This is a genomic window from Kitasatospora sp. SolWspMP-SS2h (assembly GCF_003259315.1).
In the GTDB taxonomy this organism is placed as follows: Bacteria; Actinomycetota; Actinomycetes; order Streptomycetales; family Streptomycetaceae; genus Kitasatospora; species Kitasatospora fiedleri.
In genome coordinates this window covers 169,669-189,731 of sequence record NZ_QLLT01000001.1, presented here as the reverse complement: position 1 = coordinate 189,731, position 20,063 = coordinate 169,669, and the positions used below count along the sequence as shown (strand labels likewise).

Annotated in this window: 15 protein-coding genes and 2 pseudogenes; 14 read left to right on the top strand and 3 right to left on the bottom strand. The window is 74.2% G+C overall.

The window, feature by feature from the left end; genetic code table 11:
* The first annotated feature begins 10 nt into the window (after nt 1-10).
* Nucleotides 11-1,426 (top strand): oxygenase MpaB family protein, encoded by a 1,416-nt coding sequence (locus tag K353_RS36725; protein ID WP_111551579.1) that lies wholly within the window; start codon nt 11-13, stop codon nt 1,424-1,426.
* 294 nt (nt 1,427-1,720) lie between these two features.
* On the opposite strand, the gene K353_RS00765 is transcribed toward K353_RS36725, so the two are convergent.
* The gene (locus tag K353_RS00765; RefSeq protein ID WP_111551578.1) at nt 1,721-2,743 is read right to left on the bottom strand and encodes a hypothetical protein; all 1,023 of its coding nucleotides are present in this window, start codon (nt 2,741-2,743) and stop codon (nt 1,721-1,723) included.
* Between the two features lie 111 nt (nt 2,744-2,854).
* Between K353_RS00765 and K353_RS00760 the strand changes: the two genes are divergently transcribed.
* A complete protein-coding gene (locus K353_RS00760; protein WP_111551577.1) occupies nt 2,855-3,205 on the top strand; it encodes a 5-carboxymethyl-2-hydroxymuconate Delta-isomerase in 351 nt (116 codons plus the stop codon).
* A 335-nt stretch (nt 3,206-3,540) separates the two neighbouring features.
* Here K353_RS00760 and K353_RS00755 read toward each other — a convergent pair whose 3' ends face one another.
* Nucleotides 3,541-4,398: a helix-turn-helix domain-containing protein gene (locus K353_RS00755; protein ID WP_111551576.1), complete on the bottom strand. Its 858-nt coding sequence runs from the start codon at nt 4,396-4,398 to the stop codon at nt 3,541-3,543.
* 104 nt (nt 4,399-4,502) lie between these two features.
* Here K353_RS00755 and K353_RS00750 point away from each other — a divergent pair, with 104 nt between their 5' ends.
* From K353_RS00750 to K353_RS00725, 6 genes are all read left to right on the top strand, one after another.
* Nucleotides 4,503-5,237 (top strand): alpha/beta fold hydrolase, encoded by a 735-nt coding sequence (locus K353_RS00750; RefSeq protein ID WP_111551575.1) that lies wholly within the window; start codon nt 4,503-4,505, stop codon nt 5,235-5,237.
* 125 nt (nt 5,238-5,362) lie between these two features.
* Nucleotides 5,363-5,764 (top strand): STAS domain-containing protein, encoded by a 402-nt coding sequence (locus K353_RS00745; protein WP_111551574.1) that lies wholly within the window; start codon nt 5,363-5,365, stop codon nt 5,762-5,764.
* Nucleotides 5,761-6,009: a DUF6296 family protein gene (locus tag K353_RS00740; protein ID WP_111551573.1), complete on the top strand. Its 249-nt coding sequence runs from the start codon at nt 5,761-5,763 to the stop codon at nt 6,007-6,009. Before K353_RS00745 ends, K353_RS00740 begins: the two co-directional genes overlap by 4 nt.
* Nucleotides 6,010-6,149: 140 nt before the next feature.
* Entirely contained in the window at nt 6,150-6,755 is a 606-nt protein-coding gene (locus tag K353_RS00735; RefSeq protein WP_111551572.1) for a flavodoxin family protein, read from the top strand.
* Nucleotides 6,756-6,829: 74 nt separating this feature from the next.
* Nucleotides 6,830-7,726, top strand: a complete 897-nt coding sequence (locus tag K353_RS00730; protein ID WP_111551571.1) for an SDR family oxidoreductase — start codon at nt 6,830-6,832, stop codon at nt 7,724-7,726.
* A gap of 181 nt (nt 7,727-7,907) precedes the next feature.
* Complete coding sequence (locus tag K353_RS00725; protein WP_111551570.1) at nt 7,908-8,915, top strand: DNA topoisomerase IB; 1,008 nt, start codon at nt 7,908-7,910, stop codon at nt 8,913-8,915.
* A gap of 57 nt (nt 8,916-8,972) precedes the next feature.
* On the opposite strand, the gene guaD is transcribed toward K353_RS00725, so the two are convergent.
* Nucleotides 8,973-10,325 (bottom strand): guanine deaminase, encoded by a 1,353-nt coding sequence (guaD, locus tag K353_RS00720; protein ID WP_111551569.1) that lies wholly within the window; start codon nt 10,323-10,325, stop codon nt 8,973-8,975.
* A 324-nt stretch (nt 10,326-10,649) separates the two neighbouring features.
* Between guaD and K353_RS00715 the strand changes: the two genes are divergently transcribed.
* The 6 genes and pseudogenes from K353_RS00715 to K353_RS00695 all read left to right on the top strand — a co-directional run bounded on the left by K353_RS00715 (nt 10,650) and on the right by K353_RS00695 (nt 19,827).
* Nucleotides 10,650-12,008, top strand: coding sequence for a cytochrome P450 (locus K353_RS00715; protein ID WP_111551568.1), 1,359 nt, complete (start codon nt 10,650-10,652; stop codon nt 12,006-12,008).
* Between the two features lie 35 nt (nt 12,009-12,043).
* Nucleotides 12,044-13,033 carry a pentalenene synthase gene (locus K353_RS00710; RefSeq protein ID WP_111551567.1) on the top strand — a complete coding sequence of 330 codons (990 nt, stop codon included), beginning with the start codon at nt 12,044-12,046 and terminating at the stop codon, nt 13,031-13,033.
* A gap of 88 nt (nt 13,034-13,121) precedes the next feature.
* Complete coding sequence (locus K353_RS00705) at nt 13,122-14,321, top strand: cytochrome P450 (protein WP_233533274.1); 1,200 nt, start codon at nt 13,122-13,124, stop codon at nt 14,319-14,321.
* 30 nt (nt 14,322-14,351) lie between these two features.
* A pseudogene (locus K353_RS37080) lies at nt 14,352-15,155 on the top strand (serine protease); the annotation flags it as partial.
* A gap of 201 nt (nt 15,156-15,356) precedes the next feature.
* Nucleotides 15,357-16,085 (top strand): annotated as a pseudogene (locus K353_RS35030) (putative Ig domain-containing protein); the annotation flags it as partial.
* 358 nt (nt 16,086-16,443) lie between these two features.
* Nucleotides 16,444-19,827, top strand: a complete 3,384-nt coding sequence (locus K353_RS00695; RefSeq protein ID WP_111551565.1) for a beta-glucosidase — start codon at nt 16,444-16,446, stop codon at nt 19,825-19,827.
* Nucleotides 19,828-20,063 lie beyond the last annotated feature (236 nt).

The window sequence follows — 20,063 nt, the reverse complement described above, 5'->3', positions numbered from 1 at the left end:
GGAGCAGACCATGACGGAACGCACGCGGACGGGCACCGGCGGACCGGGAGCAGGCTCGATGCTCCGCCGCACCCTGGGCGAACAGCGGATCGCCCTGGTCGCCTGGCGGCTGCTGGTGCTGCAGAACGCGCACCCGGCGGTCGCCGCCGGGGTCAGCCAACTGTCGACCTACCGCAGCCACCCGTGGCGGCGGATCGAGCACACCATGGACAGCGGCCGACGCCTGTTCTCCTCCGACCGGGAAGTCCTGCACCTAGAGGTCCGACGACTCGCCCGGAGCCACCGCCGGATCGCCGGCGTCGACGACCGGGGCCGTCCCTACACCGCGCTCGACCCCGCCGTTCGGGTCTGGGTGCTGGTGACGCTGTACGAGGCGATGACCGCCCTCCACGCGCTCGCCGGGCGCCCGCTGCGCCCCGCCCAACTGGACCGGCTCTACCGGGAGTTCCGCACGGTCTGCGAAGCCTTCGAACTCCCCGACGAACTGTTCCCGCCCACCGCCGCCGACGTGCCCGGCTACATCAGCGCCACCATCCGGGACACCCTGGAGTTCACCGAAGCGGCCCAGGACATGCTGTACACCGTCCTGACCCGCGCACCGGCCCCGCGCCGCCTCGGCCGACTCCGCCCCGCCTGGCCGCTGCTGCGCAGACTCGTCGCCCGCTTCCTGACCACGCTCACCCTGGCCGACCTGCCACCGGAGTTCCGCGCCAAGTTCGGCCTGCCGCGCAGCCGGGGCGCCGCCGTGCTCTCCTGGGTCGTCCACCGCGGCGCCCGGGCGGTGGCGCTCCAACTGCCGGACCGGTTGCGCTACCGCACGCTGTCGGACGGCGGTCGGGCCCGACCACAGCAGGCCGGGGCACCGCGCCCGGCGCGCACCCCGCGCCGGGACAACCGGCCGGCCCGGATGGCCGCGTTCTACCGCCAGGTGATGGACCAGACCGGGGACGGACGGCTGACCTCGGCCGACTTCCAGGCGATGGCCCACAACATCTGCTGGCCGCTGGAGCTCGACCAGGCCGGTGAGTCCGCCGTGTACGCCGCCTTCGACACCTGGTGGCACCACCTGCTGGCCACCATGGACGCCGACGGCAACGGCGAGATCTCCTGCGAGGAGTTCGTCACCGCGATGCTCGCCGGCATCGACCGGGACCCGGACTACCTGGACCAGGGACTGCACGTCGCCGTCCGCGCCATGTTCCGCGCCGCCGACCTCGACCACAGCGGCCTGCTGGACGCCGAGGAGTACCGCACCCTGTTCGGCGGCTCCCGGGTCCATCCCGCCGAACTGACCCACGGCTTCCGCCAACTGGACGCCGACGGGGACGGACAGATCACCGAGGAGGAGTTCGTGAGGGGATTCGCCGAGTTCTTCACCGCCCGGACGGAGAGCACCGCCGGTACCCAACTGCTGGGTCGACCATGACGGTTCGGCCCTGAGCCGTGGCGTCGGTGCCGGTACGGCCGCGGGCGGGGGCGGCGGCGCTGGTCGGGGCCGGGTGCGGAGACCACCCCGGGTGGGCAGCTCCTTGACAACTGGAGAGAGGGTGAACCGCCGCCCGGGCGGATCGAGGAACCGGCGCGGGCCCAGGACCCGGCCGCCGAGGCCGCCGTCGCGGCGCTCGACACCAGGACCGGCCACGGCTGCGTGCCGTACGACTTCCTCGCGTGCGGCGGCAGCCGCGGCCGGGCGGACTTCCCCTCGGACTCGCCCGCCCTGTCAGACCGGCTTCGCCACCGCCGGTAGCAACTGGTTGGTGGCCACCAGCACCTCGCCACCGGACCGCGTCCCCAGCGGGCGGCGCAGTTCGGCGATCTCCGGATCGGCCGCCGACAGGGTCAGGGTGTAGGGGGCGGGGCCGGTGACGTTCTGGTCGGCGTCGGTCCGCGGGGTCAGCCCGGCGGCCAGCGCCGGTGCGTCGACGCCGGGGCACAGCGCCGCGGCGGGCAGCACCACGTGGGCGGTCGCGCCGCCGTCGGTGATCAGCCAGCCCCGGCCGTCGGGAGTGTGCGCGGCGCCGTCCACCGTGGTGGGCAGCCCGTGGGCGGCGGCCACCACCCCGTTCGGGCCCTCGATCTCGACCGCGACGCCCGCGCTGCCCAGCGGGGCGGCGAGCGCCAGCGGGGCGTCCGAGCCGGAGCCGAGTTCCAGGTCGAAGACGAACTCGCCGGGCCGGTCGGCGTCCGGCCGCTGGTAGCCGTAGGAGGTGAAGCGCAGCCAGGGACCGGTGGGCTTCCCGGCGGACTCCCCGGCGGGGAGTGCGTCGGCGGTGGTCGGGAAGTGGTGGTAGCCGTGCTGCCCGCACTTGCTGCCGGCGAACGTCCCGCCGCCGGGAAGTGCCTGGTCGGCGGTGGGACGGGGACTGCCAGGGCGGGTGCCCGGGGACGCCACCTGCGGGGTGTGCGCCCGGTTCGGGCCGAACAGCAGCCCGCCGGCCACGAGGAGGACGATCAGCACACCGAGCACCGCCGTCCAGCGCTCGCCCCGGCTGAGCGTGCGGAACCGGGTGCCGAACCGTCCGGAGCCGGAGCGGCGGGTGCGGCGGGCACGGGCCGGGCCGTCCTGGGACCAGCGGCGGCCACCCGGGTCGACCGGAGGCTCGTGGCGCCAGCGCTCGGTGAGCATCCTGGTCCGGGCGGACGGCTCGCTCACGGTGGCGGAGCGGATGAACTCCTCGTCCAGGACCAGACCTTCGAACGGGTCCGGGGGTTCGACGGCATCGGGCGGGCGGCGGTCGGGCATTGCGCCAGTATGCCCGCCGGGAGTGTCGCCGCGGGGCTATGTTCTGGATCACGGACGCGGCAGACCCGGGAAGGCCCCGGTGCGGCCCGCCGTCCGGGAAGGGCGACCGCCGTGCCGCAGATCCTGATCGACCACTCGCCGGGCCTGGACTTCGACGCCACGGGCTTCGCCAAGGAGGTGCACCAGCTGATTCCCGCCGTCGTCGACACCCGGGTGGAGGACTGCAAGACGCTGGTGCGGGAGGCCGCGCAGCACCTGGTGGGCGACGGTGCGTCGACGGAGGCGGTGGTGCTGGTCGAGATCAAGCTCCTGGCCGGTCGCACCGCCGAGACCCGGAGCACGCTCACCACCCGGGTGACGGAACTGCTGCGCGCGCACGTCCGGGTGCCCGCCGCCTTCTGCGTGGAGGTCACCGAACTCGACCGGGAGACCTACGTGTTCGTGCAGCACCCCGGAGAGTGAGGGCCGGGGGAGGACCGGAGAGTAGGAACGGGGGAGTGGAGGCCGACGCCCGCCGGGCGGTGGCCGGGGCGGTGACGGCGGGGGTGGTGCCGATGGCGGGGCCGGGGTGGATGCGGGGTCGTCGAATTCACCTGGCGAACAGACGAGTGGCATGCCTGGGTGTCAAGTAAGGGCGCGGGAGGGGGGGTTGGTGGACGGGATTCGGCGCCGCATCGCGGAGCAGCCCCACAAGGGATTCGCCGCCTTGACCCGCGAGGGGTACTCGGCCGACGAGTTCCCCGTGCGGGTCGTCGGGGTCGGGGCGTAGTCGGGCGGCGGTAGGTGGGCGGGGTGGCTCACGCCCTCCGGAGGGTGTGGCCCGGTCCGGGGTGTCCGCCGGCCCGGTAGCGGCCCGGGGTCGTGCCGACGAGGTCGGTGAACGCCGCGATGAAGCCGCTGGGGTTGGCCCAGCCGCAGGCGTGGGCGGTGTACGTGGTGTCGTGGCCCTCGGCCAACAGCACCAGTGCGTGGTGCACGCGTAGTTGCGTGCGCCACTCGTAGAACGTCATGCCGAGTTCGGCGCGCAACAGCCGGCTCAGGGTGCGGGCACTGGTCCCGACCTGCCGGCCGAGCCCGGCCAGCGTGGTGGTGTCGGCGGGCGTCCGGGACAGGATCCGCTCGATCGCCCGCAGCCGGTCGTCGCGCGGGTGCGGCAGGTGCAAGGGCTGTTCGTCGGCCTCGCACAGCTCCTCGACCAGCACCCGCAACAGACGCCCTCGCGCGGCGCGGCCGTAGCCGGGCACCGCCCCGTCCCCGCCGCCACCGCCCGAGCCGTCGTGGCCGTCGCCGCGCGGGCCGGTCAGGGCGAGCAGCACCTCCCGCGCCAGGCCGGAGACGCCGAACACCGCCGGACGTCCCGGCACCAGCCGGGCCAGGGACGGCGGCAGGAAGACGATCCGCATGTCCGTGTCGCCGTGGGCGCGATGGCGGTGGGTGAACCCGGCCGGCGTCCACGCGACCCGGTTGGCCGGGACGATCGACGTCCCGACCTCGGTGTGCAGCGCCAGGACACCACGGGCCGCGTACACCAGGTGCCCGCGCGGGTGCGCCCGGGCCCCGCTGCCGCCGCCGGAGGGCCACAGGTGGCGCCCGCCGGAGGGCCACGTCAGCGACGTGGCACCGGCGTCCGGGCGGGCTTGGCGGCGAACGGGCATCGGTTGGCAGCCTATCGGTGGCAAGCCACGACGCGCGGCGACGAGGCTTTCCGTCGTGAGCGGTGGCTCCCGACGCCACGGCCGAGCAGGTGAGGGGAAGTCCCATGGCAATGTTCGTCCTCGTTCCCGGCGGTTGGCACGGCTCCTGGGCGTTCGAGGCCGTGGTCCCGCTGCTGGAGCGGGTCGGCCACACCGTCCACACCCTGACCCTGACCGGCCTCCGCCCCCACGACGACCCCGCCACGGTCGCCACCGCCAACCTCGACACCCACACCGACGACGTGTTGCGCCTGCTGGAACGCGCCCGCCTCGACGACGTCACGCTGGTCGGCCACAGCTACGCCGGGATGGTGATCACCGCCGCCGCCGACCGTGCCGACCGGCGGGTCCGCCGCCTGGTGTACCTGGACGCCTGCGTGCCGCGCGACGGCGAGTCGTGCTGGTCCCTCATGAACGAGGGCTACCGGGCGTCGTTCGTCGCCGGTGCGGCCACCAGCGGCTACGCCGTCCAACCCCCGCGGCGGCCGGACGGCGACCCGCGCCGCCGCCCCCACCCCCTCGCCGCCCTCCTGCAGACGGTCCGCCTCACGGGTGCCCACGCCGACGTCCCCCGCCGCGAGTTCGTCTACTGCTCGGGATGGGCGGACCGCACACCGTTCGCCGACCAGCGCGCCCGGTTGCTCGCCGATCCGGGATGGACCGTCCACGACCTGCCGACCGCCCACAACGCCATGCGCGAAGACCCGGGGGCGGTCGCCGCGCTCCTGCTCCACGAAGCGGACAGCCCCGGCGGACCCGGCAGACCCGGCGGCCCCGGTGGACCCGGTGGACCCGGCTGAGGCGCCGCCCTCGCCCAGGGACGGACGGCCCGATCGAGGTCGTGGCGTGCCGGGCTTGAAACGGGCGTGCGGGGCGAGGCAGCATCGTTGGTGGACAGCTTCCCCCGTGCGCAGGAGGCCCGCTCATGTCCGTCGAACAACTGCTCCGTTCCCTGTCCGCCGGGGCGCCCGCCCCCGCGCTCAGGCCGACCGTGGTGGAGGTCCCCGGTCGGGCCCGGGTGCTGCGCTTGGACGGGGAGATCGACCTCGACCAACAACGTCTCCTGCGCCGGGCGTTGGAGCGCGCCCTGCGCGCCGCGCCGGCCCGCCTGCTGGTGCTGGACCTGTCCCGGCTGGTGTTCTGCGACGTGACGGGGCTGAACGAACTGCTGCGGGCCCGGGCGGAGGCCGAGGCCGCCGGCTCCGGGCTGGTGCTGGCCGGGCCGCTCCCGCAGATGGTCCGGCTGCTGGAGGCCACCGGCACCCGGGCGGTGTTCGAGGTGCACGACAGCGTCGCCGACGCCCTGGCCCACCGGGGGCGGCGATGAGCACCGACAGCCGGACCCGGCCGGAGCGGTACACCGCCACCCTGCCCGGCCGTCCGGGCACGCACGGCCGGGCGCGGACCGTCACCGTCCACCGCACCGGCCGGACCGGCCCCGGGGGAGGAGCCGCGTACCCGGACGCCGACGGCACGTTCCTGGTGGAGGTCACCGGTCAGGTCGCCAGTCCGCTGCCCCCGTCGCACGGGTCCGGGCTGCCGGTCGTCCTGCCCGCCCACCCCATGCCCTGACCGGCGGGGCCCTGGTCGGCGAGGCCCTGACCGGGGAGGCCCCGGCCACGGGAGGTCGGGCGCGGAGCGTCCTACACCCGGTCGGGTGAACCCGCCGGCCCCGCCGCCTTGGGCTGCGACGGGCCGGGTACGCGCGGACCATGCGCGCACTCATCCTCAACTGCACCCTCAAGCCCTCGCCCGAGCCGTCCAACACGGACGCCCTCGCCTCCCACGTCGCCGACGCCCTGGCCGAGCGCGGGGTGGAGGTCGGCACCGTCCGGGCCGTCGACCTGGACATCCGGCCCGGTGTGAAGACCGACATGGGCGGCGGCGACCAGTGGCCCGCCGTCCACGAGCGGCTGATCGCCGCCGACATCCTGATCGTCGCCTCGCCGACCTGGGTCGGTCGGCCGTCCTCGGTCGCCCAGCGGGTGCTGGAACGGATGGACGCGATGATCTCCGAGGCGGACGACGACGGCGTCCCGGTCGCGTTCGGGAAGGTGGCCGGCGTGGTGGTGACCGGGAACGAGGACGGTGCCCACCACGTGATCAGCGAAATCTGCGGCGGCCTGGTCGACATCGGCTACACCATCCCCGCCCAGGCCTGGACGTACTGGCACCTGGGCCCGGGCCCCGGCCCCGACTACCTGGACGAGGAGAAGGGCCACGACTGGGCGCACACCACCGGCCGCACCATGGCCGCCAACCTGCACCACGTCGCCTCGGCACTCGCCACCCGAGCCTGGCCCGCCCCCGCGCAGTGACCACCGGCGACGGCACCGCCCCGCCGCGGTCCCCGCTCCGGGGGCCGGGCGGGGGAGAGAGGAAGGAACGAGCGATGACCCGCGACCGGTCCGCGTCGAGCGACCCCGTCGAGCAGTACCCGAAGCCCGACTTCGCCGAGCAGCAGCAGCCGCACCCCGGGAGCAGCGCGGAGATGGACCCGGAACCGGACTACGGCGAGGACACCTACCGCGGCACCGGCCGCCTGACGGAGCGGGTCGCGCTCGTCACCGGCGGGGACTCCGGCATCGGCCGGGCCGTCGCGCTCGCCTTCGCCCGGGAGGGCGCCGACGTCGCGTTCTGCCACCTGCCCGAGGAGGAGGACGACGCGCGGGAGACGGTCCGGCTGGTCCGTGGCGCCGGGCGGCGCGCCCTGGCGGTGGCCGGGGACGTCCGGGAGGAGCGGTTCTGCACGGACCTGGTGGCCCGCTGCGTCGCCGAACTCGGCGGCCTGGACGTGCTCGTCAACAACGCCGCCTACCAGATGTCCCAGCCGGACGGCCTAGCCGCCATCACCACCGAGCAGTTCGACCGGGTGGTGAAGACCAACCTGTACGCGATGTTCTGGCTCTGCCGGGCGGCCCTCCCGCACCTGCGGCCGGGGTCGTCGATCATCAACACCGCGTCCGTCCAGGGCTACAAGCCCAGCCCGCACCTGCTGGACTACGCGACCACCAAGGGCGCCATCGTCACCTTCACCCAGGGCCTCGCCCAGCAGCTCGCTCCCGAGGGCGTCCGGGTCAACGCCGTCGCCCCGGGCCCGGTGTGGACGCCGCTGATCCCCGCCACGATGGACGCCGAGAAGGTCGCCGGGTTCGGCAAGCAGTCCCCGCTGGGCCGCCCCGCCCAGCCCGCCGAGATGGCCCCCGCCTACGTCTTCCTGGCCTCGGCGGAGGCCGGCTACATCACCGGCGACATCGTCAACGCCACCGGCGGCACCCCGCTGCCCTGACCACCCCGCTGCCCCGACCCCCGCTGCCCCGACCCCCGCTGCCCTGACCACCCCGCTGCCCCGACCCCCGCTGCCCCGACCCCCGCTGCCCCGACCCCCGCAGACCCGCAGACCCCCAGACCCGCGGAGCCGCGGAGCCGCAGACCTGCGGAGCCGCGACCGTGACGGAAGGACCCCGACCGTGCGCCTGAGAACCAGCGACCCCCACCGGCCGGGGTACCGGCGGGTGCGGCACGGCCGGGGCTTCCGGTACCTCGCCCCGGACGGCCGCCCGGTGGGCGACGGGGAGCGAACCCGCCTCAAGGCGCTGGCGGTGCCGCCCGCCTGGACCGAGGTGTGGATCTGCCCGTACCCCAACGGGCACCTCCAGGCCGTCGGCACCGACGCGGCCGGCCGCCGCCAGTACCTCTACCACCCGGCGTTCCGGGCCCGGCGGGACGAGGCCAAGCACGAGCACGTCGTGGCGGCGTCGGCGGCCCTCCCGAAGCTGCGGGCCGCCGTCGAGCGGGACCTCGCGGCGCGCGGACTGGGCCGCGAACGGGTGCTGGCGTGCGCGACCCGCCTGCTGGACCTCGGACTCTTCCGGATCGGCTCCGACGCCTACGCCCGGGAGAACGGTTCCTACGGCCTGACCACCGTCCTGCGCTCGCACGTCACCCTGGCCCGCGGCGAGGTCCGCTTCGACTACCCGGCCAAGTCCGGCCAACGGCGGATCGCGGCCCTCGCCGACCCGCCGACCCACGCCGTGGTCCGGTCCCTGCTGCGCAGCCGGTACCCGGGCGAGCGGCTCCTGGTCCACCGGGAGGGCCGCTCGTGGCACGAGGTGCACGGGAGCGACCTCAACGCGTACCTGCGCGAGACCGGCGGGAGCGACCTCACCGCCAAGGACTTCCGGACCTGGAACGCCACCGTCCTGGCCGCGGTCGGGCTCGCCGTCTCGCGGCCGGCGGCCGCGAGGTCCGAGGCGGCCCGGCGGCGGGCGGTGACGCGGGTGGTCCGGGAGGTGGCCGGCTACCTGGGCAACACCCCGGCCGTCTGCCGGGCCTCCTACATCGACCCGCGCCTGATCGAACTGTTCGAGGAGGGCGTCACCATCGCCCCGGCCCTCGGCGCACTGGGCGCCGACGGCGGGCCGGTCGCCACGCACGGCCCGGTCGAGGACGCGGTCCGCGCGCTCCTCTCCCGATAGCCCGATAGCTCGACCGCCGGACCGGCTCGCGGCGGAGGCGCGGCGGCGGAAGGGGGATCAGGGCGCGGCGGCCCTCGGCGGTGCGTCGCGGTCGTAGACGAGGGCGCCGGCGACGTAGGTGGCGCGGACGGCCCGGTCGTCGCCCAGTACGGCGAGCACGAAGAGCAGTTCCTCGACGTCCTCGGCCCGGGCGGTGCGCCGGGCCAGCAGCGGGGTGGCCTTCGGGTCCAGCACCACGAAGTCGGCCTCGTGGCCGGGTTCCAGCGAGCCGACCGTCCCCTCCAGGCCCATCGCCTGCGCGCCGCCGCGGGTGGCGAGGTGGAACGCCTCGACCGCGTCCAGCGGGTAGCCGGTGAGCTTGGCGACCTTGTGGGCCTCGTTCATGGTCGCCAGCATCGAGAAGCTCGTCCCCGCGCCGACGTCCGTGCCCAGGCCGAGCCGCACCGGCCGGGCCGGGTCCTTGGCGGCGCGGACGCGGAACAGGCCGCTGCCGAGGAACAGGTTGGACGTGGGGCAGTGCGCGAGCGCCGTCCCGGTCTCGGAGCAGCGGGCCCGCTCCCGCCCGGTCAGGTGGACGCCGTGGGCGAGCACCGCGCGCGGGCCGAGCAGCCCGTGGTGGTCGTAGACGTCCAGGTAGCCGCTCCGCTCCGGGAACAGCGAGCGGACGCGGGAGACCTCGTCGGTGTTCTCCGAGACGTGCGTGTGCACCAGCGTCCCCGGGTGCTCCCGCCACAGGGCCCCGGCCGCCTCCAGCTGTTCGGGGGTGCTGGTGGGGGCGAAGCGCGGGGTGATCGCGTAGAGGTTGCGGCCCCTGCCGTGCCAGCGCTCGATCAGTGCCTTGGAGTCGTCGTAGCCGCGCCGGGCGGTGTCCAGCAGCGCGGCGGGGGCGTCCCGGTCCATCAGCACCTTCCCCGCCGCGATCCGCAGGTCGCGCCGGGACGCCTCGGCGAACAGGGCGTCCACCGACTGCGGGTGGACCGTGCAGAAGGCCAGCGCGGTGGTGGTGCCGTTGCGCAGCAGCTCGTCGCAGAACGCGGCGGCCGTGTCCGCGGCGTACCGGGCGTCGGCGAAGCGCCGTTCCTCGGCGAAGGCGTAGCGGTCCAGCCAGTCGTCCAGTCGCGAGCCGAACGCGGCGATGACGCCGGTCTGCGCATAGTGGACGTGGGTGTCGACGAACCCGGCGCTGATCACGTGGTCCGGGTAGTGCACCGGGGTGGTGCCCGCGGGGAGCCGGTCGCGCAGCGCGGTGTGGTCGCCGATCGCGGTGATCCTGCCGTCCTCGCAGATCAGCAGGCCGTCGGGCTCGTGGACGAAGGACTCCGCCCGGTCGGTCAGGAACGGGTCAGCCCGGAACCAGACCATCCGCCCGCGTACCGCCGTCGTGCCCCGTGCTCCGGTTGCCGTTGCCATGGGGGAGTATCCCCACGGCGCTCCGCGGATGGTCAAACCGGTCCGACGACCTGGTGCGGTGTCATGCGGTCTGCCGGGGGCGGGGGGTGAGGGCGGCGTGCTCCGGTGGGGCGGAGGGGTCGATGGAGAGGTCGAGGGGGGCGGCGGCGGTCTTGAGGCCGGAGAAGGAGAAGGCGTAGGGGTCGTCGTGCGGTCCGGGGGTGCGTTTTCGGCCAGGCGCTTGACCTCTCCGCAGATGACGGGACATGCTCAAGCCGCGTCGGACGCAGGGGGACACCCGGAGCAGAGCGACTTCCGACCCGCACTCCAGGGAGGTGTGAGACCGTGCGTTCCGCTGCTCCTCCGGCGGTGGCGCCCGTCGCGTCGGGCCGGCTGCCGCTGCTCGGGCACCTGCCGCACCTGGCCGTCCGACGGGTGGAGTTCCTGCAGTCGGTCCGGGGCCAGGGCGACATCGTCAGGATCTTCCTCGGCAACCGGCCGGTGTTCGTCCTGAACTCGCCCGAGGCGGTCCACGAGGTCATGGTGACGCAGGGCCGGAAGTTCGGCAAAGGGCTGCTGTTCGACGTCGCGCGCCCCTTCATCGGCAACGGCATCATCACCTCCGAGCGGGACCTCCACCGGCGCCAGCGGCGGGCGCTCCAACCCGCCTTCCGCCGCGAAAGCATCGCCGCGTGCGTCGGCACGATGGCGGGCATCGCGCAGGAACAGGTGGCGGCCTGGCGGCCGGGCGAGGTGATCGCCATGGACCTGGTGCTGCGCCGGATGATGACGGCCATGCTGGTCGCCACCCTGTTCAGCGCCGAACGCCCGGACGGCGCCGCCGCGGTGGCCGCGCTCGGGGAGCGGGTGGCCGAACACCTGACCACGGTGATGCGCGGGGTCTTCGTGGGCACCGTCCTGCCCGCGCGGATCGCGGCCTCGCCCGTGCTCGGGCACCGCAGGTACCTGGCCGCGGCCGCCGCGCTGCGCGAACTCGCCGACACCGCCGTCCGGCAGGCCCGGCAGGACCCCGCCGGCCACGGCGACCTGCTGTCGGCCATGTTCGCCCCGACCCCCGGCAACCCGGACGGGATGACCGACACGGAGGCCCGCGACGAACTGCTGTCCCTGCTGATGGCCGGTGCCGAGACCACCTCCACCACGCTGGCCTGGGCGCTCCACGAACTCGGCCGGCATCCGGACATCACCGACCGGATCAAGGCGGAGTGCGACGCGCTGCCCGCCGACGCCCTCCCCGGCGCCGCCGCGCTCCCCTTCACCGACCGCTTCCTGCGGGAGGTGCTCCGGCTGCACCAGCCCAGCTGGATCCTCATGCGGCGGGCCCTGGAACCGGTGCGGGTCCGCGGCGTCGAACTCCCCGCGGGCGCCGAGCTGATCTACAGCGCGGTGACGATGCACCGGGACCCCGCGCACTTCCCCGACCCCCTGCGGTTCGACCCGGACCGGTGGCTCGACCGCCCCGAGAAGGACCTCCCGCCGGGCGCCTACGTGCCGTTCGCCCTGGGCAGCCGGAAGTGCATCGGGGACCACTTCGCGATGACCGAGATGCTGGTCGTCCTCCGCTCGATCGTCTCCCGCTGGCGTCCGCACCCGGTCCGGGGGCACCGGGTCCGGCCGGTGGTCCAGGCGCTGATCCGGCCCGACGCGCTGCCCATGCGCGTCTCGCCCTGGCCGACCCGCTGAACCCACCCCCCACGCTCCCGGAGGCGCGCCCCACCATGACACCGACGGCAGAGACGACCGCGCCCGCCGACGCCCCCCGGCGCCCGGCCCCGGCGCCCCTCGCCCTCCCCTTCCCCGGCCGGACCAGCCCCGACCTGCGCGCCGCCCACGACCGCCACCTCGGCTGGCCGAAGTCCTTCGGGTTCCTCGCCTCGCAAGCGGAGGAGTCCCACCACCTCAAGGGCCAGTTCCCGCTGATCGCGGCCATGTTCTACCCGAACGCGACCGGGGCCGAACTGGACCTGGGCGTCGACCAGCAGAGCTGGTACTTCCTGTTCGACGACGCCCTCGACGAGCGGTGGGGCCGGTCGCCCGACCGGGTCCGGCACCTGGTCGGACTGGTCAAGGAGGGCGTCACCGGCGAGGCGTCCCCGCTGCCGCTGGCCGCCGCCTTCGCCGACATGCGGCGGCGCAGCTGCCGGGGCATGCCCGAGGACTGGCGCCGCAGGTCGGCCGCCCACTGGTCCTCCTACCTCGACCACCACGTCCACGAGGCGCACAGCCGCCGGGACGGCGTCCCGATGCCGCTGGGCACCTACCTGCGGGTGCGGCGCCACACCATCGGCGTGGCACCGGTCATCGACCTCGCCGAGCGGCTCTCCTCCTGCGTCCTGCCGGACCACCTGTACACGCTGCCGCACCTGTCGGTCATGCGCGAGATGACCAAGACGTTCGTCATCTGCGACAACGACCTCGTCTCGCTGGAGAAGGACGCGGCCCTGGGGGAGCCGAACAACCTCGTGCTCTGCCTGGAGCGCGAACACGGCCTCTCCCGGCCGGAGGCCCTGGCGCGCACCCGCCGCCGCCGCGCCGAGGCGCTGGACCTCTTCACCGCCGCCCAACGCGCCCTGCTCGACCCGGCGGCGACCAGCCACCTCGACCCGGCCGAACGCGAACTGCTGCGCCGCTACTGCACCGAGGCGCTGCAGACCACCGTCCGCGGCGCCCACGACTGGCACCACGCCTCCACCCGCTACCACGGCTAGCACGGGTGGCACGACGGGTGGCGCGGGCACCCGCCAGCACGACGAGCCTCGCCCCTCCCGGGGCCGACCCCACCGAGGAGCACGCACCGTGTCCGACCACCGCCCGGCCTCCTTCGTGGCCTCCGAACGGGACCCCCGCTGCCCCTTCGACCCGTCACCCGGCCTGCTGCGCCTGCGCGGGGAGAGCGGCCTGCCGCGCCTGCGCGTCGTCCACCCGGTGCGCGGGGAGATCGAGGCCGCCGTCCTCACCCGGTACGAGGACGTCCGGGCCGCCTTCGCCGACGAACGCCTGGTGACGGGCGACGGCATCGACCCGGAACTGCCGCGCACCCTGTTCAACCACCCCGGCTTCCTGCCCGCCTACAGCGGACCGGAACACGCCCGCCTGCGCCGCATGCTCACCGGCAGCTTCACCGTCCGCCAGGTCGAACGGCTGCGGCCGGCGATCCGGGAGACGGTCGCCGCCCACCTCGACGCGATGGCCGCGCACGGCCCCGTCGTCGACCTGGTCGAGGCGTTCGCCCTGCCCGTCCCCTCCCTGGTGATCTGCGAACTGCTCGACGTCCCGTACGGGACGCGGTCGGTGTTCCAGCGCTGCGCACAGGTGATCATGGACGGGACGGCCGGAGCCGACCGGCTGGTGGCCGCGTCGGCCGAACTGAACGCCGCCATGGCCGACACCGTCGCCCGCCACCGGGCCGCCCCGGGCCACGGCGTGCTGGGCGCGGTGGTGCGGCAGCACGGCGCCGAACTCACCGACGACGAACTCGTCGGATTCGGCACCACCCTCCTGGTCGGCGGACACGAGACCACGGCGACCATGCTCGCCCTGAGCGTGCTGGCCCTGCTCCGCCACCCCGACCAGCTCGCCGCCCTCCGCGACGACCCCGCGACCACCGGCCCGGCCGTCGAGGAACTCCTGCGCCACCTCGCCATCCCCGCCCCGCTGCTGCGCACCGCCGTGACTGACGTCGAGGTCAACGGCCAGTGGATCGCCGCCGGCGAGCACGTGCTGCTCTCCCCGCTGACCGCGAACCGCGACCCCGCCCTCGTCCCCGAACGCCCCGACGAACTCGACGTCCACCGCCGCCCGGTCGCCCAACTCTCCTTCGGCTTCGGCGTCCACCAGTGCCTGGGCCAGCAACTGGCCCGGCTGGAGCTGAGGATCGCCCTGCCGGCCCTGCTGCGCCGCTTCCCCGCCCTGCGGCTCGCCGTCCCCGAAACGGCCCTCCGGTTCCGCCGGGGCTCGACGGTCTACGGCGTCGAGCGACTCCCGGTCGCCTGGTGACCGCACGGGCCCGGTGACCGCACGGGCCGGATGACCGCACCGGCCGGATGGCCGCGCGGGCCGGGCGGGCCGGGTGACCGGCCGGAGCGGTCGGGGGCGATTTCGGCCGCGGGTTCCGCCGGCACGGTTGACCAAGTTGAAGCGGGCATGGCATTTTCGTGCGGCGCGGGCGTGCGCCGACCGGTCGCACGTCTGCAATCCCCCACAAGGAGAGCCATGTTCAAGAGATTCGCCGCCGCGCTGGGCGCGGGCACGGTCGTCGCGGGCGCCCTGACCTTCGGTGCCGCTCCCGCGCAGGCCGTTCAGGCGGGCGATCTGACCTCCACCATCGCGCTGAGCAACTGCTCCGCCTCGCTGGTCCGTTACCCGAGCTCGGTGGAGACCGACCGGGCGCTGATGCTGACCAACGGCCACTGCCTGCCGACCATGCCGACGGCGGGTCAGGTCATCCAGAACACGAGCGCCAGCCGCAGCGGCACGCTGCTCAACTCCGCCGGCACCTCGCTCGGCACCGTCCAGGCGGACAAGGTGCTGTACGCGACGATGACCGGCACCGACGTCGCGCTCTACCAGCTCACCGACACCTTCGCCTCGATCACCTCCAAATACGGGGCGACGGCGCTGACGATCAGCGACACCCACCCGGTCGACGGCTCCTCGATGTACATACCCTCCTCGTACTGGAAGCAGGTGTGGAACTGCTCGATCAACGGGTTCGTCCCGACCCTGCGCGAGGACCAGTGGACCTGGCACGACTCGCTGCGCTACAGCGCCGGGTGCAACACCACGCACGGCACGTCCGGTTCGCCGATCGTCGACGCCGCCAGCCGGAAGGTCGTCGGCATCAACAACACCGGCAACGACGACGGCGCGACGTGCACCCTGAACAACCCGTGCGAGGTGGCCGCGGACGGCACCACCACCGTCACCAAGGGCCAGAGCTACGGTGAGGAGACCTACTGGTTCACCACCTGCCTGGGCACCGGCCGGGTCATCGACCTGAACGTCAGCGGCTGCCTGCTGACCAAGCCGGCCGGCGCCGCCGTGTCGGTGACCAACCCGGGCAACCAGTCCACCGCGGTCGGCGGCGCGGTCAGCCTCCAGATCACGGCCGGCGGCGGCACCGCGCCGCTGACCTACTCGGCCACCGGCCTGCCGGCCGGGCTGTCGATCAACGCCTCCACCGGCCTGATCAGCGGGACGCCCACCGCCGCGGGCGGCTCCTCGGTGACCGTCACCGTCAAGGACGCGGCCAACAAGACCGCCTCCGCCACCTTCTCCTGGACGGTCACCGCCACCCAGGGCTCCTGCACCCCGGCCCAGCTGCTCGGCAACCCCGGCTTCGAGACCGGTAGCGCCGCGCCGTGGACCGGCACCTCCGGCGTGGTCGACAACTCCAGCTCGCAGGCCGCCCACGGCGGCTCCTGGAAGGCCTGGCTGGACGGCTACGGCTCCGCCCACACCGACAGCCTCTCGCAGACCGTCACCATCCCGGCCGGTTGCAAGGCGACCCTGAGCTACTGGCTGCACGTCGACACCGCGGAGACCACCACCTCCAGCGCGTACGACAAGCTGACCGTCACGGTGAACGGCACCACGGTGGCCTCGTACTCGAACCTCAACAAGGCCACCGGCTACGCGCAGAAGACCGCCGACCTGTCGGCCTACGCCGGTCAGAGCGTCACGGTGAAGTTCAACGCGGTCGAGGACTCCTCGCTGCAGACCAGCTTCGTGATCGACGACACCGCGATCCAGACCGGCTGAACCCGGTAGCCCCCGGCGGCGGAAGCAGGACGCCGCCGGGCCGGCCCGTCCCACACGTCGGCCCCCGAGACCCGATCGCGGTCTCGGGGGCCGACGCCGTTCCGGCCGGGAAACCTTGGAGAGCGCTCTCCCAAGTTGAGAGAGGAGCGACGTCCAAGGTGGTTTCGATCGCGGCTCCTCCGCCCGGGACGCGGATGCGCGAGGGCCCGAATGCCGCGCACCGGAACAGGTGGGATCCCTTGACAGGTTCAGGCGGGGGTCAGGAGAATCCGGGAGAGCGCTCTCTCTTCTTGCCGCCGTGGCCCACCCCACCCCGCGAGCCGCCGGCTCGCGTCCCCCACCGCCGACTGGAGCCGTCGTGCGCCGTTCCGATCACCGACCAGCCCTCGCCGGGCCCCTCGCCGCCCTGCTGGTGGCCGGGGCCCTCGCCGCCTTCGGCAGTCCGGCGGCGCGGGCCGCCGACCAGCCGTGGACCAACGCGTCCCAGACCCCGGACCAGCGCGCCGACGAACTGCTCGCCGCGATGACCCAGGCCGAGAAGCTGACCATGCTGCACGGCGGGCCGTCCTGCGGCTACGCGGGCTGCATCCCGGCCAACACTCGACTCGGCATTCCCGCGCTGCACTTCCAGGACGGACCGGTGGGCGCCGGCGACGGCCTGACCGGGGTGACGCAGCTGGCCGCCCCGGTGGCCGGGGCGGCCAGCTGGGACCCGGACCTGATGCGCGCGTACGGCCAGGTGCTCGGCGCCGAGCAGTGGGGCAAGGGCACGAACGTGGTGCTCGCCCCGACGGTCAACATCGTCCGCGACCCGCGCTGGGGCCGGGCCTTCGAGTCGTTCGGCGAGGACCCGTACCTGGCCGGGCAGATCGGCGCCGCCGACATCGCGGGCATCCAGAGCCAGGGCCCGATGGCGCAGGTGAAGCACTTCGCGGTCTACAACCAGGAGACCAACCGCAACTCGCTCGCCGACAACGCGGTGGTCTCCGACCGCGCCGAGCGGGAGATCTACCTGCCCGCGTTCGAGGCCGCCGTCCGGCAGGGCGTCGACTCCGCGATGTGCTCGTACTCGGCCGTCAACGGCGCCTTCGCCTGCGAGAACGGGCCGCTGCTGAACGGCGTGCTCAAGGGCGACCTCGGCTTCAAGGGGTTCGTCACCGCGGACTGGGGCGCCACCCACTCCACCGTCGCCTCGGCCAACAACGGCCTGGACGTCGAGATGCCCGGCAGCGACTACTACGGCAGCGCGCTGACCAACGCCGTCGGCGCGGGCCAGGTGTCGCAGGCGACCGTCGACGACCACGTCCGCCGAGTGCTGGTGTCGATGTTCCGCCGCGGGCTCTTCGACCGGACGCAGAACGGCAACCGGGACGCGGTCGTCACCACCGCCGCGAACGCCGCCGTCGCGCAGCGGGTCGCGCAGGAGGGCAGCGTCCTGCTGAAGAACAGCGCCTCGGTGCTGCCGGTGGCGCCGTCGGTGAAGTCGATCGCGGTGATCGGCGAGGACGCCGGGGCCGGGGTGATGACCCAGGGCGGCGGCAGCGCCGCCGTCAACGCCCCGCACGTGGTGACGCCCTACCAGGGCATCAAGGCCCGGGCCGGGGCCGGGACCACGGTGACGTTCGCCCAGGGCGGGCCGTCCGCCGACGGCTCGCTGCCGCCGGTGCCGGCCACCGCGCTCAAGCCGTCCTCCGGCAGCGGCAGCGGCCTGTACGGCGAGTACCACAACAGCACCGACCTCTCCGGGCCGGTGGTGGCCGGCCGGGTCGACGCGGGCGTCGACGCGGTCTGGGGCGGCCAGTCGCCCGCCGCCGGGGTCAACGCCACCAACTGGTCGGTGAAGTGGACCGGCACGCTGACCCCGCCCACCAGCGGCAGCTACCAGTTCTCGCTGAACAGCGACGACGGCAGCCGACTGCTCGTCAACGGGCAGCAGGTCATCAACAACTGGTACAACCAGGGCCCGACCACCCGCACCGGCAGCATCACCCTGACGGCCGGTCAGCCGGTGAGCGTCGAGGTCGACTACTACCAGGCCGGCGGCGGCAGCAACGCCACGCTCGGCTGGTCGGTGCCCGGCCAGAGCGCCCACGACCAGGCCGTGACGGCGGCCCGGAACTCCGAGCTCGCGCTCGTCTTCGTCAGCGACTTCCAGTCCGAGGGCTCCGACCTGCGCGACATCGACCTGTCGGCCGCGCAGAACCAGCTCGTCGCGGACGTGGCCGCCGTCAACCCGCACACCGTCGTCGTGGTGAACAGCGGCTCCGCGGTCACCATGCCCTGGGCCGGCGCGGTGCAGGGCATCGTGGCCGACTGGTACCCGGGGCAGGAGGCGGGCTCGGCGATCGCCGCGCTGCTCTACGGGGACGTCAACTTCTCCGGCAAGCTGCCGGTGACCTTCCCGAAGTCGCTCGCCGACGTGCCCGCCGCGAGCACCGCGCAGTGGCCCGGCCAGAACGGCAGCGTGCAGTACTCGGAGGGCGTGAACGTCGGCTACCGCTGGTACGACGCGAAGAGCAAGGAACCGCTCTACCCCTTCGGGTACGGCCTCTCCTACACCACCTTCGGCTACTCCGGCCTCATCGTCTCCGCGCCGGACGCCGCGGGCAACGTGGCCGTCGGCTTCGACGTCACCAACACCGGCACCCGGGCCGGTTCCGAGGTCGCCCAGGTCTACGTCGGCCAGCCCGCCGCCAGCGGCGAGCCGCCGAAGAGCCTGCGCGGCTTCCGGAAGGTCACCCTCGACCCCGGCCGGACCGAGCACGTCGCGCTGACCCTGGACGCCCGCAGCTTCCAGTACTGGGCGGGCTCCTGGACGACCGCCCCCGGCACCCACACCGTCTCCGTCGGCTCCTCCTCCCGCGACCTGCGCCTCACCGGTCAGACCACCGTCACCGGCGGCGGCACCGGCGGTGGTCTGACCCTGCTGCCGCGGACGGGGTGGTCGGCGTCGGCGTCCTCGACGGGCGGGGGTGACGTGCCGGCGAACATGCTGGACGGGGTGGCCGGTTCGCGTTGGTCGTCGGGGGTGCCGATGGCGGCGGGGCAGTCGGTGACGGTGGACACCGGTGCGGTGCGGTCGCTGGCGCGGATCACGATGGACTCGGGTGGCAGTGCGGCTGACTACGCGCGGGGCTACCAGGTGTTCCTGTCCTCGGACGGGGTGTCGTGGGGTTCGGCGGTGGCGTCGGGCAGTGGGACGGGGGCGCTGGTGACGGTGGACTTCCCGGCGCAGAACGCCCGGTACGTGAAGGTGGTGCAGACCGGGGCGGCCAGCTCCTGGTGGTCGATCGCCGAGTTCAACGCCTACACCGGCGGCGGGAGTTCGGGCACCGGCGGTGGTCTGACCCTGCTGCCGCGGACGGGGTGGTCGGCGTCGGCGTCTTCGACGGGCGGGGGTGACGTGCCGGCGAACATGCTGGACGGGGTGGCCGGTTCGCGTTGGTCGTCGGGGGTGCCGATGGCGGCGGGGCAGTCGGTGACGGTGGACACCGGTGCGGTGCGGTCGCTGGCGCGGATCACGATGGACTCGGGTGGCAGTGCGAGTGACTATGCGCGGGGCTACCAGGTGTTCCTGTCCTCGGACGGGGTGTCGTGGGGTTCGGCGGTGGCGTCGGGCAGTGGGACGGGGGCGCTGGTGACGGTGGACTTCCCGGCGCAGAACGCCCGGTACGTGAAGGTGGTGCAGACCGGGGCGTCCAGCTCCTGGTGGTCGATCGCCGAGTTCAACGCCTACGGCTGAGCCGGTCCTGACGCCGCGGGGGCCGCCCGCCCCCGCGGACCGGAGGTGGTCAGCGCCTTCCCGACGCCGCTCGGGGAGGCGCTGACCGGTCCGGTGCCCCGGCGGCGGGGAGCCGGTCTCCCGCCCGCGGGTGCGGGCGGGTCGCGGCGCCCGGTCACCACCGGGTTTTACAACGTTATACAGAGCCTGAGGGTCGTCGGCAAGGGTGCGTCGGTGCCCGTCGGCGGCCCTCCGGC

What these genes read in the sequence shown, in the direction of transcription:
- K353_RS36725 (WP_111551579.1), top strand. Translation starts at nt 11, where the DNA reads ATGACGGAACGCACGCGGACGGGCACCGGCGGACCGGGAGCAGGCTCG.
- K353_RS00765 (WP_111551578.1), bottom strand. Translation starts at nt 2,743, where the DNA reads ATGCCCGACCGCCGCCCGCCCGATGCCGTCGAACCCCCGGACCCGTTC.
- K353_RS00755 (WP_111551576.1), bottom strand. Translation starts at nt 4,398, where the DNA reads ATGCCCGTTCGCCGCCAAGCCCGCCCGGACGCCGGTGCCACGTCGCTG.
- K353_RS00750 (WP_111551575.1), top strand. Translation starts at nt 4,503, where the DNA reads ATGGCAATGTTCGTCCTCGTTCCCGGCGGTTGGCACGGCTCCTGGGCG.
- K353_RS00745 (WP_111551574.1), top strand. Translation starts at nt 5,363, where the DNA reads ATGTCCGTCGAACAACTGCTCCGTTCCCTGTCCGCCGGGGCGCCCGCC.
- K353_RS00740 (WP_111551573.1), top strand. Translation starts at nt 5,761, where the DNA reads ATGAGCACCGACAGCCGGACCCGGCCGGAGCGGTACACCGCCACCCTG.
- K353_RS00735 (WP_111551572.1), top strand. Translation starts at nt 6,150, where the DNA reads ATGCGCGCACTCATCCTCAACTGCACCCTCAAGCCCTCGCCCGAGCCG.
- K353_RS00730 (WP_111551571.1), top strand. Translation starts at nt 6,830, where the DNA reads ATGACCCGCGACCGGTCCGCGTCGAGCGACCCCGTCGAGCAGTACCCG.
- guaD (WP_111551569.1), bottom strand. Translation starts at nt 10,325, where the DNA reads ATGGCAACGGCAACCGGAGCACGGGGCACGACGGCGGTACGCGGGCGG.
- K353_RS00710 (WP_111551567.1), top strand. Translation starts at nt 12,044, where the DNA reads ATGACACCGACGGCAGAGACGACCGCGCCCGCCGACGCCCCCCGGCGC.